The organism is Nitratireductor mangrovi (assembly GCF_007922615.2).
Classification (GTDB): domain Bacteria; phylum Pseudomonadota; class Alphaproteobacteria; order Rhizobiales; family Rhizobiaceae; genus Mangrovimarina; species Mangrovimarina mangrovi.
The window spans coordinates 2,601,670-2,616,689 of the sequence record NZ_CP042301.2 but is presented as its reverse complement, the minus strand read 5'-3'; the positions used below and the strand labels follow the sequence as shown (position 1 = coordinate 2,616,689).

The window sequence follows — 15,020 nt, the reverse complement described above, 5'->3', positions numbered from 1 at the left end:
CGGCACAGTGCGGCGCTATGACGGGGTTACCGCCGCGTCATTTGTCGCATAAGGCTCTCGTTTCGAGACGAACCGGGAGTGTCGCATGGCCGAGAAGATCGACGGCAGGAAGGTTGCCGAGGACGTTGTTGCCGCCGCCAAGACGGGGGCCGATCGGCTGAAGGCCGAAAAGGGCGTCGTGCCCGGCATCGCCGTCGTCATTGTCGGTACCGACCCGGCGAGCCAGGTCTATGTCGCCTCCAAGTCGAAAAAGGCCAAGGAGTGCGGGTTCCATTCCGTCCAGCACGAACTCGCTGCAGACACCAGCGAGGCGGCGCTGCTGTCGCTGATCGGCGATCTCAACGCCGATCCGGCCATCCACGGCATCCTGGTGCAGCTGCCGCTGCCGGACCATATCGACTCCGGCCGTGTCATCCAGTCGATCGATCCGGACAAGGATGTCGACGGATTCCATTTCATCAATGTCGGCAAGCTCGGCACCGGGGAGACCGATACCGCCTTTGTGCCGTGCACGCCCGCCGGATCGATGATCCTGATCGAGCGGGTGCGGGGGCGCGACCTTTCGGGCCTCACCGCCGTCGTCGTCGGACGCTCAAACATCGTCGGCAAGCCGATGGCCAATCTGCTGCTGGCGGCCAATGCCACGGTCACCATCGCGCATAGCCGTACGCCGGACCTGCCGGGCCTTTGCCGCACGGCCGACATCCTTGTGGCCGCGGTCGGGCGCCCCCAGATGGTCAAGGGCGACTGGGTCAAGCCGGGCGCGACCGTCATCGATGTCGGGATCAACCGGATCGCGGCCCCGGAACGCGGCGAGGGCAAGACCAGACTGGTCGGCGACGTCGACTACGATGCCGCGGCCGCGGTCGCCGGGGCGGTCACGCCAGTGCCCGGCGGCGTCGGGCCGATGACGATCGCCATGCTGATGGCGAACACGCTGGTCTCGGCCTGCCGGCGCGCGGGTGTCGAGCCACCGCGCTTCTAGGCGGTCGAGAGGCGGCAGCACTCTTTGCCCCCTCTGTCACTTCCTGTAGAAGCGCCATTCATGTCCGATCACGTTCTGCCGGCCCGACAGTTTGCCTTTCTGCTCGTCGACAGGTTTTCGATGTTTTCGCTGGCGGCCGCCATCGATACCTTCCGCTCGGCTAACCGGTTGATCGGGCGTGATCATTATGGCTGGCTGACCGTGTCACCCGACGGCGAATCGGTGATCGCCTCGAACGGCTTGCCGCTGAAGGTTGACTATTCCGTCGCCGACATGCCGTCGGCGGAGATCCTTTTCGCCTGCGTGGGCCTGGCGACCGAGTTTCCCGGCAAGAGCAAGGTTCTGGGGGCGCTGCGGTCATGGGGGCGGCGCGGCGGCATGCTGGGAGCGCTGTCGGTCGGCTCCTACCTGCTGGCGGAGGCCGGTCAGCTCGACGGCTATCGCTGCACGCTGCACTGGGAAAACCGTGCCAGCTTCCAGGAGCGTTTTCCGGAGATCGAATGCACCGGCAATGTCTTCGAGATCGACCGCAAGCGCTATACCTGCGCCGGCGGCACGACCTCGATTGACTTGATGCTGGAGATCGTGCGCGCCGAGTTCGGCTCCAACCTCGCCAACGAAGTCGCCAACCAGTTCCATCACGAGCGCATTCGCGGGGCAACCGACCGCCAGCGTATCGGGCCCGAACGCGACCTGACCGGCAAGTCGGAAAAGCTCAAGAAGATCGTCGCCATGATGGCGGAAAATCTCGACGAGCCCTATTCGGCGGTCGAACTCGCCAAGGGTGCCGGACTATCGGTGAGGCAGGTCGAAAGGCTGTTCCTGCGCCATCTCAACATGACGCCCGGCCGCTACTACATGCGGCTGCGCCTTGAGCGGGCGCGCGAACTGCTGCGCCAGACCAACCTGCCGATCCTCGACGTGGCGATCGCGACCGGCTTTACCTCGCATTCCTATTTCGCGCAGAGCTACCGGCTGCAGTTCGGCCGCCCCCCGAGCGAGGAACGGCGCACCACCTACTGAGGCTGGATGCCAAAGGGGCGCGCCTATGTTTCCGCCTAGTTGGCCTCGCCCTTGGCGCGCTCGACACGGCGTGCGGCCCAGATTTTTTCGTCGATGGCCTCTTGTTCGACGCTTGCAGCGGTCGGCGACCTCGTCTCGACGCTGTAGGGCGAGCCGATGCCGCAGGCCGACAACAGCAGGGCGATCAGGGACAGGACAAGCGATATCTTCATGGCGCGGACACTAGACACAAAAATGCGGGCGCGACAATGGCGATCGCCGATCCGGCAAAGGCGTTTCGCACCTTACGCGACACTGTGCAGATCGGCGAGGAAGGCGTCGGTGTCAGCCGGGCGGAAATGCGGATCGCGCGCGTTCCAGCTGTCTGGCCGGAAACCCGGCTCCTTGGTCATCAGCGCCCGGTAGACCGCCTTCGCCTCGGCGGTCTTTGACTGGCGGACCAGCGCCACCACGAGGCCGATATGGGCGCGCACATAGTCAGGGTCGGCCGCGATCACCTGCTCGAAGACACTCTGTGCCTCGGCCGGGCGTTTGTCCCAGAGCAGCGCGAGGCCGAGATTGGCCTTCATCCACGAGCCGGGCTGCGGCGTCAGCTCGAGCGCCCGGCGATTCTGGAGCACGGCTTCGGCCGCGTCGCCCTGCATCCACAGCATGCCGGCGTAGTAGGCGACCATCTCGCCATTGCGGGGCGCGATGCGAACGGCGCTGGCCATCGTCGCCAGCGCCTCCTCGTGCCTGCCCTGCGCGCGCTGGACGTAGGCAAGCAGCGAGATCGCATAGGGGTCGTCGCGGTCGCCGGCGATGGCCCGTTCGGCGAGTTCGAAGGCCTGTGCGAGGTCTGCCGTGCGATCGACGGACCAGCCGAGGCGAACGGCGTCGAGATGGTTGAAACCGAGGCCGACGATCGCCGCGACGAAACCCGGGTCGAGCGCCACGGCGCGCGAGAAATGCGTGCGGGCGAGCGCGTTGCTTTCGCTGGTGTAGCGCGCCTCGCACATGCGGCCGCGGTGAAAATGCTCCCAGGCGGCAAGCGAAGTCGGGCGGTTGGACCATAGCCGCGCGGTTTCGCCGTCGGTCAGTTTCAGCTGAAGCGCGGTGATGACCGCGACGGCGATGCGCTCCTGCGCGTCGTAGCTGGCGTCGTTACCGAAATCGAAGCGGTCCGCCCACAGCGTGTCGCCGCTGCTCCGGTCGACCAGGTGGCAGGTGATCCGCAGCCGGTCGCCGTTCCTGACCTGGCCGGCGATTTCGAAGCCGTCTTCGCCTGCCTCGGCCGTTGTCGCCTGCACCGTGCGGAAGACGTCGGAGAACATGCCCAGAGTGGTGACCAGTTCCTCGACCAGCCCGTCGGCGAAGACCAGGGCACGCTCGGCCTTGCCAAGGGCGCGAAACGGACGGATGTAGATGCGCGGCCGGGATTCCCCGCGCCGCCGGGCCGACCGCTGCGCGGCCGCGGCTTGGGGCGACGGTGCAGGCGCGGCATCGACGGGCAGGCGCAGTTCGTAGGCGTGGACCGGCTCGGCGACGTTTTTCAGGCGCAGCGGGCCGATCTCCTGAACCGGCAATTGCAGCCGCCCCGGCAGGCTCTCGCGAAAGGTATGCGACATCACGATGCCGCCCACCGGCGCCGATTGCTGGAGCCTGCTCGCGATATTGATCGCCACGCCGAGCGCGTCGCCGGATTGTTCGAAAACGTCTCCGACGTGAAGGCCGACGCGGAACTGCAACGGCACCAACGCGCCTTGGAGGTCGGCCGGTTCGAGGAACTCCATCGCTGACGTCAGCGCGTCGCCCGCTCCGGTGAACAGCGCCAGCAGATAGTCGCCGGGAAAGCCGGCGTCGCGCCCGCCATGGCGGCGCACGATGTCGCGCATGCGCTGCCTGTGGCGTTTGAGGCTGGCAATGGTGCCGGCCGGGTCTTCAGGCATCAGCCGTGAATAGCCGGCAGCGTCAGCCACCAGCACGGCGCGCAACACGCCGTGGAAGGGTGGTTCCTCTGTCGTGTTTTCCTTGATTTCCGACATCGACCTTCGTCCTGTCGAAAACCGGGACGTCCTAAAGGCCGCAGCCCCGGATCACGATATAGCCCATCGCCTCGTTGGCGAGGTTGTTGTCGGAATAGACCGCCTCGCCGAGATAGGGGATGACGATGTGGACCTTGTTCGGGGTATCGTAGACGACCTCGATGTCGCCGGAAAAGTTGATCATGTCGCGCAACTGGCCCTTGAACAGGCTCTTCTGGCCTTCGTCCAGTTGCCCGCCATTCTTGCCGGCCTCCTCGGCTATCTCCAGCACGAGCTTGCCGAGTTGCTTGTCGTCAACACCTTGAGTCAGTCCAAACCGGGCCATGATCCACGTGCTCCGCTAGGTGGTGAATTCTCTGCGCCTTCCTTGAGAAGATGCCATATTGGCGATTGCTTGGGAATTGGACGCGTCGTTGAGCCTCGCTGATCTTGCCGCCGCCGCAAATCGCTGCATCGGCCGCCATGTCGGCGAACCGAGTCCGGCGACCTTGCCTCCGCGCTCTCCTCTATCGATCTTCGTTTGCCGCGTCTCACTGCCGGCCGGATGCCTGCCTCCGCCGGGCCGGCTGCCGTTCCGTATCGGCGCTGGCGCTGCGCTCGAACCCTGGCGGGCACGCGACTTGTGCCTGCTCGAGGGGATCGAGCGTTTCAGTGCCCAGTTCCGCGAGGGCGACCCGCGGGTACAGCCAGCCATCGCGCTGCCGGGCTGCCGCAAGGTCGTGCTGCCGGCCGCGCGCTTGCGGCTTGGCCATCCGGAGCCGCAGGATGGACCTGTCGACAGCCGCGGATGCGCCGCAGGCGAAACGCTGGAAGACGCGGCGGCAAGGGGCGTGCTCGAACTGGTGGAACATGACGCACTCGCGGCCTGGCATCAGGACGCAGCCATTTTCGAAGGCCTGGCAGCGGAGGGATTATCCGCGGAACTCGACACGCTCTGCGCATGGTTGTCGGCAAAAGAACTTCGCCTGCAACTTGGCCGTTTTCGACACCGTTCAGGAGCCGTCGTTCACCTATGCATTTGCTGCGACCAGGCCGGCCGGCGTCCGGCGAGCGGCAGCGCGGCGGATATCGACCCTTGCCATAGCGCCCTGCGGGCCTGTGTCGAAAGCGTGGTGGCGTGGTTCAACTTCGACGCCATCCGCCGCAACGGGACGCCAGTCGAGGCGCTTGCAGGCGAGGACCGGCGGGCGTTTGAATGCTATCTGGGCCTGGCGTCCGCACCCGGCTTTTTGACGAAGCGGACGCCGGATGGCGATGCAAAAGCGGTCGTTTCCGCAGGTACACCGCAGTCCGCGCTGGCCGAACTCGTGGCGAACTGGGGCGCCGACATCGCCATCTTCGAGCTGACGCGTGCCGAGACCGGAATTGCGGTCGCTCGTGCCGTCCGCCTGGATTGAGGCCGCCTGGCTAGCCGAAAGCCGCGGCGCCTTCGTCGGCGCGGCTCGCGAGATGGCGGAACCCGGCGAAGAGTTCGCGGCCGAGGCCGTGCTGGTTGGCGGAAAGGTCGGGGTCAGGGGCGGCGCGACGCTCGAGTTCGGCCTCGTTGACGAGAACTTCCAGGATGCCGCGTTCGCCGTCGACGCGGACGATGTCGCCGTCGTGGATACGACCGATGGCGCCACCGGCAATCGCTTCCGGCGTCACGTGGATCGCCGCTGGAACCTTGCCCGACGCGCCGGACATGCGACCGTCGGTCACCAGCGCGACCTTGCGGCCGCGATCCTGCAAGATGCCGAGCACGGTCGTCAGCCGGTGCAGTTCCGGCATGCCGTTGGCCTTCGGACCCTGAAAACGGACGACGGCGACGAAGTCGCGGTCAAGCTCACCGGCCTTGAAGGCGGCATTGAGCTGTTCCTGGCTGTCAAAGACGATCGCCGGCGCCTCGACGACACGGCGCTCCGGCTTGACGGCTGAGGTCTTGATGATGGCGTGACCGAGATTGCCGGAAAGAACCACCAGACCGCCGGTCGGCTGGAACGGCGCGCGGTATGTGGTCAGGACCTTGTCGTCGCCGCTTTTTTCCGGCGCGGGCCGGCGTTCAACGCTGCCGTCGGTACCAAGCTTCGCCTCGACGGCGTAGGGGCGCAGCCCGCTGCCCCAGATCGTCTCGGCGTCCTCGTGCAGGAGGCCGGCGTCGAGCAGTTCGCGGATCAGGAAGCCGAGACCGCCGGCGGCGTCGAAATGGTTCACGTCGGCGAGGCCGTTGGGGTAGACGCGGGCCAAAAGCGGCACGTGGTCGGACAGGTCGGAAATATCCTGCCAGGTGAGCTTGATGCCGGCGGCGGCGGCCATGGCGATCAGGTGGATGGTGTGGTTGGTCGAGCCGCCGGTGGCGTGCAGGCCAACGACGCCGTTGACGATCGAGCGCTCGTCGATGACCCGTCCGACCGGCCGGAAGTCGTTGCCGAGCGCGGTGATCGACAGCGCACGCTTCGCCGCTTCCCTGGTCAGCGCATCGCGCAGCGGCGTGCCGGGATTGACGAAGGAAGCGCCCGGCAGGTGCAGGCCCATGATCTCCATCAGCATCTGGTTGGAGTTGGCCGTGCCGTAGAAGGTGCAGGTGCCGGGACCGTGGTAGGATTTCGATTCCGCTTCCAGCAGCTCGTCGCGCCCGACCTTGCCTTCGGCGTAGAGCTGGCGGATGCGCGCCTTCTCGTCGTTCGGCAGGCCCGACGTCATCGGCCCGGCGGGGATGAAGACGGCCGGGATGTGCCCGAAAGTGAGGGCTCCTATCAGGAGGCCAGGCACGATCTTGTCGCAGACGCCGAGGAAGACGGCGGCGTCGAACATGTTGTGAGACAGGCCCACCGCCGTCGCCATCGCAATGACGTCGCGCGAAAACAGCGACAATTCCATGCCAGGCTGGCCCTGGGTGACGCCGTCGCACATCGCCGGTACGCCGCCCGCGACCTGCGCGACGCCGCCGGCTTCGCGGGCAGCTTCCTTGATGAGGGCGGGAAAAGTCTCGAACGGCTGATGCGCCGAAAGCATGTCGTTGTAGGAGGTGATGATGCCGAGGTTCGGCGTCACGTCTCCAGCTAGCGCTGCCTTGTCGGCGGGCGCGCAGGCGGCAAAGCCATGGGCGAGGTTCCCGCAGGACAGGACCGTGCGGTGCGGTCCCTTGCCGGCCGCGTCGTCCAGCCGGGAGAGGTAGATGTCGCGGGTCGGCCTGGAGCGCTCGCGGATGCGTCCGGTGATCTGTTCGATGGCTCTGGTGGCGGTCATGGGAGCTGACCTTCTTGGTTAGGCTGTCCAGTAGATTTGGGGCGGCGAGGCGGCGGCGTCGAGCACGCGGCGGATCGGCGCGGTGGGCTTGGCGTCGGAGAGGGTCGCGTCGAGGACGTCGCGCTTGGCCTCGCCCTCGATATGCAATGCGAGAAACCGGGCGGATGCAAGGATCGGCAGGGTCAGCGTCAGGCGCGGCTCGCCGGCCGATGGCGCGGTCACCGGCATGACGACGCGGGTTTGCGACGGATCGAGCAGTGCATCGAGATTTTCGGCGTCGGGGAAGAAGGATGCGGTGTGGCCGTCGAGGCCCATGCCGAGCACCACCACGTCAAACGGCAACGGCAAACCGGCGAACTTCCTGTCGGCGCTTGCCGCTGCCTGGTCGGGATCGCTGTCGGCGGAAAACAGGCCGGCGAAGGACGCGTTGGCGACCGGACCCTGCAGCAGCTTCTCGCGAACCAGCCTTTCGTTCGAGCGCTCGCTGTTCGCCCCGACGAACCGCTCGTCGACAAGGGCGATCGTCACGTCGTCCCACGCAAGAGCCTTGGCGGAGAGCGCCCGGAAGAACCTGGCCGGCGTGCTGCCGCCGGAAACAGCGAGCGTGGCGTGGCCGCGCGACTTGACCGCGCCCGCCAAATGCTCGGCGACGGTGCCGGCCAGTGCCTCGGCCAGTTCCTCCGGCGACGCGAATTCGTGCCAGGCGGTCTCGACAGGCCGCGCCATCAGGCCGGATCGTGCCATGTGCGCCCGTCGCGTTCGATCAGGGCCACGGAACCCGACGGGCCCCAGGTGCCGGCGGTGTAGCCCTGCGGTTCGACGCCCGAATCCTCCCAGGCGGCGAGGATCGGGTCGATCCAGCGCCACGCCGCCTCGACCTCGTCGCGGCGCATGAACAGGGTCTGGTTGCCGCGCACCACATCCATGACCAACCGCTCATAGGCGTCGGGATTGCGCACGTTGAAGGCCTCGGCGAAGCTCATGTCGAGGGGAACGTGGCGCAGGCGCATGCCGCCCGGGCCGGGGTCCTTGATCATGATCCACTGCTTGACGCCCTCGTCCGGCTGCAGGCGGATGACCAGCTGGTTGGCGTGCACCCGTCCCGCGCCGGCGCCGAAGATCGAGTGCGGAATCGGCTTGAAGGCGATGACGATCTCGGATGCGCGGGCGGTCAGGCGTTTGCCGGTGCGCAGGTAGAACGGCACGCCGGCCCAGCGCCAGTTGGCGATTTCCGCCTTGATGGCGACGAAGGTCTCAGTCGTGCTTTCGCCGTTGGCGAGTTCCTCGGCATACCCCTTGACGGCGCCGCCGGCCGATGCGCCGGCGCGGTACTGGCCGCGCACGGTCAGCTTGGTAGCAATATCCGGGTCGATCGGCGCCAGCGAGCGCAGCACCTTCAGCTTTTCGTCGCGCACGGCGTCGGCGTCCATCGAAGCCGGCGCCTCCATCGCAACAAGGCAGAGCAACTGCAGGATATGGTTCTGGACCATGTCGCGCAGCGCGCCGGCCTTGTCGTAATAGCTGACCCGGTCCTCCAGTCCGACCGTTTCGGCGACGGTGATCTGGACATGGTCGATATGGGCCGAATTCCACAGTGGCTCGTAAAGCGCATTGCCGAACCGCAGCGCCATCAGGTTCTGCACCGTCTCCTTGCCGAGATAATGGTCGATGCGAAAGATCTGATGCTCGTCGAAGACCTTGCCGATCTGGTCGTTGAGGGCGCGCGCGGAAGCGAGATCGCGGCCAATCGGCTTTTCCAGCACGATGCGGGCGCTGTCATTGACCAGTCCGTGCTCCTTCAGCTTGGCGCAGATGTCGCCAAACAGCGATGGGGCGACGGCCATGTAGAAGACGCGGATGCGCGTGCTGTCGCCGATGGCCTTGCCGAGGTCGGCGAAGCCGTCGCCGCTCCTGGCATCGACAGCCACATAGCTCAGCCGTTGCAGAAAGGCATCCAACTCGCCGTCGTCGATCTCCTCGGCCTTGACGTGCTCGGTGATCGCCTTGCGCGCGAAATCGCGGTAGTCGTCGTCGGAAAGCTTCGAGCGCGAGGCGCCGATGATGCGCGTCGGTTCGGAGAACTGCCCGGCCTGCTGGCGCTGGAACAGGGCAGGCAGCAGCTTGCGTTCGGCAAGGTCGCCGGTGCCGCCGAAGGCGATGAAGTCGAAAGGCTCGACGGGGATGATCTGGCTGGTCATCGGGATTTGGGTCCTCTCGGCGCCCGTATAATCTAATCGATTTAAAATTGCCAGCCCCATCCTGTCGGCGCTTGTGGCTTGACACTTTGCCGGCGGGCAGGTTTCACCAGAGACGACAAACCCGCGCCGCGGCCATCGCAGCATGCCGCAGGGGCGGAGCAAAGACCATCCGGAGGATCGGCTGATGGGCACACATATTTCGCGCACGGTCGCGGAAGGCCTCGCCTTCATGAACTTCATCGACGGCAAGCAGGCCGAGGCCGCGTCTGGCGCGCGGATCGAGGTCGCCTCGCCCTCCGACGGCAAGGTGTTCGCCTCGATCCCCGAGAGCGGCAAGGAAGATGTCGACCGCGCGGTGAGGGCGGCCCGGCGGGCCTTTGACGAAGGGGCGTGGAGCCGCATGCCGGCGGTCGAGCGCGGGCGTTGCCTGACGCGCCTCTTCCAACTGGTCGAACGGCATGGCGAGGAACTGGCCGCGCTCGAGTCGCGTGATACCGGCAAGCCGGTGCGCCAGGGCAAGGCCGACGTGACCGCGACCATGCGCTATTACGAGTTCTATGGCGGCGCCGCCGACAAGATCCATGGCGACACGATCCCGTTCCTCGACGGCTACACGGCACTCACTCTGCGCGAACCGCATGGGGTGGTTGCCGGCATCATCCCGTGGAACTATCCGCTGCAGATCCTGGCCCGTGTCGCCGGCGCGGCGCTCGCCATGGGCAATACGCTGGTGGTCAAGCCGGCCGAGGATGCATCGCTGACGGCGATCAGGATCGCCGAACTCGCCCACGAGGCCGGCATCCCCGAAGGCGTCTTCAACGTCATCACCGGCTACGGTCGCGACGCCGGCGCGGCGCTTTCGGCGCATCCGCTGGTCGATTACGTCACCTTCACCGGCTCGACGTTGACCGGCACGGCGATCCAGCAGGCCGCGGCTGTCAACAACCGCGGCGTGACGATGGAACTCGGCGGCAAGTCGCCGCAGATCGTGTTCGAGGACGCCGACATCGAGGCGGCACTGCCGGTGCTGGTCAACGCCATCATCCAGAACGGCGGACAGACCTGCTCGGCCGGCAGCCGCATCCTTGTCCAGCGCCCGGTCTACGAGGCGGTGTCGCGAGGGCTGTCGGAGCGTTTCGCCAAGCTGACGGCCGGTCCCCACGACGCCGATCTCGATCTCGGCGCGCTGATCAACCGGCGCCAGGCGGAGCGTGTTGCAGGCATGGTCGCAGCGGCCGAGGCGGCCGGCATCCCGATTCTGGCGCGCGGCAGCGTGCACGCCGAGGCGCCCGACGGCGGCTATTATTTCGCGCCGGTCCTGTTCGGCGCTGTCGATCCCGAGGCGGCCATTGCCCAGGAAGAGGTGTTCGGGCCGGTGCTCGCGGTCACCCCGTTCGAGGACGAGGCGGACGCGATCCGCATCGCCAACGCGACCGAGTTCGGCCTTGTCGCCGGCATCTGGACAAAGGATGGGGCGCGCCAGCATCGCGTCGCCAAGCGCGTGCGCGCCGGCCAGGTCTTCGTCAACGGCTATGGCGCCGGCGGCGGCATCGAGCTCCCGTTCGGCGGCTTCAAGAAGTCGGGCCATGGCCGAGAGAAGGGCTTCGAGGCGCTTTTCGACATGAGCGCGACGAAGACGGTCGTCTTCAACCACGGCTGAGGGCTTTTGCCCCTCAGGCGTTCGCAAAGGGCGCCAACTACTTGCCAGCAGCAGGAGCAGACATGGCACGCCTCAAGGACAAGGTTGCAATCATCACCGGCGCGGCGTCGGGTTTCGGTGAAGGCATGGCGAAGCGTTTCGCCGAGGAGGGCGCCAGCGTTGTGGTCTCCGACCTCAACGCCAAGGGTGCGGAGCGCGTGGCCGGCGAGATCGGCGACGCCGCCCTGCCGGTGACGGCCGACGTGTCGCAGAAGGCCGACATCGACGCGATGGTGGCCGCCGCCATGGAGCGCCACCGCCGCATCGACATCATGGTCAACAATGCCGGCTTCACCCACACCAACCAGAGCATGCTCGACGTCGACGAGGCGACCTTCGACCTGATCGGCGCGGTCAACATGAAGGCGATCTATTTCGCCGCGCTCGCGGTGGTGCCGATCATGGAAAAGCAGGGCGGCGGCTCGATCATCACCACCGCGTCGACGGCGGGCCTCCGGCCGCGGCCCGGCCTTGCCTGGTATAACGCGTCCAAGGGCTGGGCGATTACTGCCACGAAGTCGATGGCGGTCGAACTGGCGCCGAAGAACATCCGCGTCAACTGCCTTTGCCCGGTCGCCGGCGAGACGGGCATGCTGGCCCAGTTCATGGGCGAGGATACCCCGGAAAAGCGTGCCCTGTTCCGTGCCTCGATCCCGCTCGGCAGGCTGTCGATGCCGCGCGACATCGCCAATGCGGCGCTGTGGCTCGCCTCCGACGAGGCCGACTTCATTACCGGGGTCGCGCTCGAGGTGGATGGCGGGCGCTGCATCTGAACACTCTTTTCCGGAACCAGACCAGGACGACGACGTTCCAACGACGCGCCGACGGCAGCAGCGGACGATTTCATGACCGGACCCCAGCTTTTCATCTTCTGCCTGCTCGGCATCGTCTTCGCCATGCTGGTCTGGGGGCGGGTGCGCTATGACCTTGTCGCCTTCGCGGCCTTGATCGTTGCCGTCATCGGCGGCGTCGTGCCGGCCGAACACGCATTCGAAGGGTTCGGCCACGAGGCCGTCGTCATCATCGCGCTGGTGCTGATCGCCTCTCGCGCGATGATCAATTCGGGCGCGGTGGAACTGATCGCGCAATATGTCGTCGATGCCGGCCGCTCGCTGTCGAACCATATCGGCATCATGTCAGTTGCCGGCGCAGCACTCTCCGCCATCATCAACAATGTCGCCGCGCTCGTCATCCTGATGACGCTCGACATGGAAACGGCAAAGAAGGCCGGCCGTTCGGTCTCGCTGTCGCTGATGCCGCTCTCCTTCGCCACCATTCTCGGCGGCATGGTGACGATGATCGGAACCCCGCCCAACATCGTGATCGCGCAGTTTCGCGACCGTGCGCTGGGCGAGCCGTTCTCGATGTTCGACTTTTCGCCGGTGGGGCTGGTCTGCGCCATTGCCGGCATCGTTTTCGTGGCCGGGGTCGGCTGGCGGCTCATCCCGCAGCGGCTGGCGCCGCAGAAGAACGGCGAAGCCGAGAGCGGGTTGTTCGTCACGGAGGCGGGTTTTCCGGGCGATTCCGAATGGGTGGGCAAGACCCCGCGCGACCTGGTCGAAAAGGCCGACGAGTTCGACGTGGCGGTCCTCGGGCTGGTGCGGCGGGGCAAGCGCCTGCCGGGTTTCGCTTTCGGTGAGGAAATCCGCAAGAGCGACCGGCTGGTGGTGGAGGGCGATCCGAAATCGATCGAGGCTTTTGTCGGCGGCGCCAAGCTTGAGATTGCGGTCAAGCCCAAGGAAGACGGGCTGATCGGACGCTCGATGACCTTGTCGGAGGCGATCGTGCCGCCCACGGCCCGCGCCATCGGCCGCAGCGCGATGGACATGCGGCTTCTCGAGCGGCGCGGCGTGACGCTGATCGGCGTGTCGCGCCAGGGCAAGCGCTTCCGCGAGCGTGTGCGCAACCTGACCATCCAGCCCGGCGACGTGCTCCTCCTGCTTGGGCCTGAAAACCGGGTCGCCGATGCGATCGACTGGATGGGCGCAATGGCGCTCGCCGACCGCAGCCATGCGGTCATCCAGCGCAGCAAGGCGCTGCTCGCCATCGGTATCTTCGCGGCCGCGATCGCCGCCTCGGTGGTTGGCTTCGTGACGCTTCCGATCGCGCTCGCCGCGGCCGTGGCGCTTTATGCGCTGTTCAACATCGTCGGCGCGCGCGAGGTTTACGAGGCGGTCGAGTGGCCGGTCATCGTGCTGCTCGGCTCGCTGATCCCGCTGGGCCTCGCGCTGGAGGACACCGGCGGCACGGCGCTAATTGCCAACTCGATCGTTGCGCAGACGTCGTTCTTGCCCGCCTGGGCGATCCTCGCGGTTTTGATGGTCGTGACCATGACCTTGTCCGACTTTCTCAACAATGTCGCGACGGCGCTGATTGCCGCGCCGATCGCAGTCGGCATCGCGCAGTCTATCGGCGTTTCGCCGGACCCTTTCCTGATGGGCGTCGCCGTGGCGGCTTCCTGCGCCTTCCTGACGCCGATCGGCCACAAGAACAACACCATCATCATGGGCCCAGGCGGCTACCATTTCGGCGACTACTGGCGCATGGGCCTGCCGCTGGAACTGCTCATCATAGCGGTCTCGGTGCCGGCGATCCTGTTCTTCTGGCCGCTCTGAGGCGAAGCGCGGCGCAACGAACTGGGGACACAGGCGAATTGGCTTGACCAGTCGCGGCTGGCACCCGATTCTTTGCCAAAAGGGTCGGGGAAACGTCATGCACAAGGTCGCCATCAGCGGCACCGGCATCTTCACACCGGAAAAAATCATCACCAACGCCGAACTCGTGGCCTCCTACAACGCCTACGCCGAGGCGTGGAATGCGGCGCATCGGGCCGAGATCGATGCCGGGGAGATGGCCGAGAAACCGATGTCGAGCGAGGAGTTCATCCTGCGCGCGTCCGGCATCGAACGCCGCTACGTGATGGAGAAAGACGGCGTCCTCGATCCCGAGGTCATGCATCCATTGCTGGCCGAACGTTCCGATGACGAGCTTTCGATCATGGCCGAAATTGCCGTTGCCGCGGCGCGCGAGGCGCTGGCAAAGGCCGGCCGCCGCGCCGATGACATCGATGCGGTGATCTGCGCTGCCTCCAATCACGAGCGCGCCTATCCGGCGATCGCCATCGAGATCCAGCAGGCGCTCGGCATCAAGGGGTTTGCCTTCGACATGAACGTCGCCTGTTCGTCGGCGACCTTCGGTATACAGGCGGCGGCGGACATGATCCGCTGCGGTTCGGCGAAGGCGATCCTGATGGTCAACCCGGAGATCACGTCGGGACACCATGAATGGCGCGACCGGGACTGCCATTTCATCTTCGGCGATGTGTGCACGGCGGTCGTCCTGGAACGGACCGAAGGCCTCGCGTCGGACGGCGCCTGGGAAATTCTTTCCACCCGCTGCCTGACCGAGTTTTCCAACAACATCCGCAACAACAACGGCTTCCTGCGCCGCACCCGCGACGGCCACATGGCGGACCGGCGCGACATGCAATTCTACCAGGAGGGCCGCAAGGTCTTCAAACAGGTCGTGCCCATCGTCGTCGACCTGATGCAGTCGCATCTGGCCGACGAGGGGCTGGCGCCGTCGCAACTGGCGCGCATGTGGCTGCATCAGGCCAACAAGAACATGAATGACCTGATCGGCGAGAAGGTGCTGGGCCGCGTTCCGGACGCGCAAGAGCAGCCCAATGTGCTGCAGGACTACGCCAACACCTCTTCGGCCGGCTCGATCATCGCTTTCTCGAAATACTCCGACGACCTGCCTGCCGGCAGTCTCGGTATCATCTGCTCTTTCGGAGCCGGTTATTCCGCCGGCAGCGTGCTCGTCCGCAGGATGTAACCGGCCCAACGGACGGCCACGAGCGAGGA

The 15,020-nt window shown here is 66.2% G+C and carries 14 protein-coding genes; 7 read left to right on the top strand and 7 right to left on the bottom strand.

The genetic code is table 11. The features are described 5' to 3' along the window. Positions 1–85: 85 nt before the first annotated feature. Positions 86–985 carry a bifunctional methylenetetrahydrofolate dehydrogenase/methenyltetrahydrofolate cyclohydrolase FolD gene (folD, locus tag FQ775_RS12810; RefSeq protein ID WP_146300277.1) on the top strand — a complete coding sequence of 300 codons (900 nt, stop codon included), beginning with the start codon at positions 86–88 and terminating at the stop codon, positions 983–985. A gap of 60 nt (positions 986–1,045) precedes the next feature. Further along, a complete protein-coding gene (locus tag FQ775_RS12805) occupies positions 1,046–2,008 on the top strand; it encodes a GlxA family transcriptional regulator (protein ID WP_146300278.1) in 963 nt (320 codons plus the stop codon). A gap of 35 nt (positions 2,009–2,043) precedes the next feature. Here the strand turns inward: FQ775_RS12805 and FQ775_RS12800 are convergent, their stop codons facing one another. The 4 genes from FQ775_RS12800 to FQ775_RS23945 form a co-directional block, all read right to left on the bottom strand. After that, complete coding sequence (locus tag FQ775_RS12800; RefSeq protein WP_167812957.1) at positions 2,044–2,220, bottom strand: hypothetical protein; 177 nt, start codon at positions 2,218–2,220, stop codon at positions 2,044–2,046. Between the two features lie 72 nt (positions 2,221–2,292). After that, positions 2,293–4,032, bottom strand: a complete 1,740-nt coding sequence (locus FQ775_RS12795; RefSeq protein WP_146300279.1) for a tetratricopeptide repeat protein — start codon at positions 4,030–4,032, stop codon at positions 2,293–2,295. Positions 4,033–4,063: 31 nt separating this feature from the next. Then, positions 4,064–4,357, bottom strand: a complete 294-nt coding sequence (locus FQ775_RS12790; protein ID WP_146300280.1) for a hypothetical protein — start codon at positions 4,355–4,357, stop codon at positions 4,064–4,066. A 205-nt stretch (positions 4,358–4,562) separates the two neighbouring features. Then, positions 4,563–4,883: a hypothetical protein gene (locus FQ775_RS23945; protein WP_246730417.1), complete on the bottom strand. Its 321-nt coding sequence runs from the start codon at positions 4,881–4,883 to the stop codon at positions 4,563–4,565. Here FQ775_RS23945 and FQ775_RS12785 point away from each other — a divergent pair. Beyond that, on the top strand, positions 4,770–5,429 hold the full coding sequence (locus FQ775_RS12785; protein ID WP_246730372.1) for a YcaO-like family protein: 660 nt from the start codon (positions 4,770–4,772) through the stop codon (positions 5,427–5,429). The two genes, FQ775_RS23945 and FQ775_RS12785, sit on opposite strands and share 114 nt — an antisense overlap. A gap of 10 nt (positions 5,430–5,439) precedes the next feature. Here the strand turns inward: FQ775_RS12785 and edd are convergent, their stop codons facing one another. The 3 genes from edd to zwf are packed head-to-tail and all read right to left on the bottom strand — an operon-like array spanning position 5,440 to position 9,455. Next, positions 5,440–7,257, bottom strand: coding sequence for a phosphogluconate dehydratase (gene edd / locus FQ775_RS12780; protein WP_146300282.1), 1,818 nt, complete (start codon positions 7,255–7,257; stop codon positions 5,440–5,442). 18 nt (positions 7,258–7,275) lie between these two features. Continuing rightward, positions 7,276–8,001, bottom strand: a complete 726-nt coding sequence (pgl, locus tag FQ775_RS12775) for a 6-phosphogluconolactonase (protein ID WP_246730109.1) — start codon at positions 7,999–8,001, stop codon at positions 7,276–7,278. Further along, positions 7,983–9,455: a glucose-6-phosphate dehydrogenase gene (zwf, locus tag FQ775_RS12770; RefSeq protein ID WP_146300283.1), complete on the bottom strand. Its 1,473-nt coding sequence runs from the start codon at positions 9,453–9,455 to the stop codon at positions 7,983–7,985. Before zwf ends, pgl begins: the two co-directional genes overlap by 19 nt. Before the next feature lie 184 nt (positions 9,456–9,639). On the opposite strand from zwf, the gene FQ775_RS12765 reads away from it, so the two are divergent. From FQ775_RS12765 to FQ775_RS12750, 4 genes are all read left to right on the top strand, one after another. Beyond that, positions 9,640–11,115, top strand: a complete 1,476-nt coding sequence (locus FQ775_RS12765; RefSeq protein ID WP_146300284.1) for an aldehyde dehydrogenase family protein — start codon at positions 9,640–9,642, stop codon at positions 11,113–11,115. A 62-nt stretch (positions 11,116–11,177) separates the two neighbouring features. Beyond that, a complete protein-coding gene (locus FQ775_RS12760) occupies positions 11,178–11,927 on the top strand; it encodes an SDR family oxidoreductase (protein ID WP_146300285.1) in 750 nt (249 codons plus the stop codon). Positions 11,928–11,999: 72 nt separating this feature from the next. Further along, the gene (locus FQ775_RS12755; protein WP_146300286.1) at positions 12,000–13,769 is read left to right on the top strand and encodes an SLC13 family permease; all 1,770 of its coding nucleotides are present in this window, start codon (positions 12,000–12,002) and stop codon (positions 13,767–13,769) included. A gap of 97 nt (positions 13,770–13,866) precedes the next feature. Then, complete coding sequence (locus FQ775_RS12750) at positions 13,867–14,991, top strand: beta-ketoacyl-ACP synthase III (protein ID WP_146300287.1); 1,125 nt, start codon at positions 13,867–13,869, stop codon at positions 14,989–14,991. The last annotated feature ends 29 nt before the right edge of the window (positions 14,992–15,020 follow it).

Coding starts and splice junctions, on each gene's coding strand:
- FQ775_RS12800 (WP_167812957.1), bottom strand. CDS start 2,220: ATGAAGATATCGCTTGTCCTGTCCCTGATCGCCCTGCTGTTGTCGGCC.
- FQ775_RS12760 (WP_146300285.1), top strand. CDS start 11,178: ATGGCACGCCTCAAGGACAAGGTTGCAATCATCACCGGCGCGGCGTCG.
- zwf (WP_146300283.1), bottom strand. CDS start 9,455: ATGACCAGCCAGATCATCCCCGTCGAGCCTTTCGACTTCATCGCCTTC.
- FQ775_RS12755 (WP_146300286.1), top strand. CDS start 12,000: ATGACCGGACCCCAGCTTTTCATCTTCTGCCTGCTCGGCATCGTCTTC.
- pgl (WP_246730109.1), bottom strand. CDS start 8,001: ATGGCACGATCCGGCCTGATGGCGCGGCCTGTCGAGACCGCCTGGCAC.
- edd (WP_146300282.1), bottom strand. CDS start 7,257: ATGACCGCCACCAGAGCCATCGAACAGATCACCGGACGCATCCGCGAG.
- FQ775_RS23945 (WP_246730417.1), bottom strand. CDS start 4,883: ATGTTCCACCAGTTCGAGCACGCCCCTTGCCGCCGCGTCTTCCAGCGT.
- folD (WP_146300277.1), top strand. CDS start 86: ATGGCCGAGAAGATCGACGGCAGGAAGGTTGCCGAGGACGTTGTTGCC.
- FQ775_RS12765 (WP_146300284.1), top strand. CDS start 9,640: ATGGGCACACATATTTCGCGCACGGTCGCGGAAGGCCTCGCCTTCATG.
- FQ775_RS12795 (WP_146300279.1), bottom strand. CDS start 4,032: ATGTCGGAAATCAAGGAAAACACGACAGAGGAACCACCCTTCCACGGC.
- FQ775_RS12805 (WP_146300278.1), top strand. CDS start 1,046: ATGTCCGATCACGTTCTGCCGGCCCGACAGTTTGCCTTTCTGCTCGTC.
- FQ775_RS12750 (WP_146300287.1), top strand. CDS start 13,867: ATGCACAAGGTCGCCATCAGCGGCACCGGCATCTTCACACCGGAAAAA.
- FQ775_RS12790 (WP_146300280.1), bottom strand. CDS start 4,357: ATGGCCCGGTTTGGACTGACTCAAGGTGTTGACGACAAGCAACTCGGC.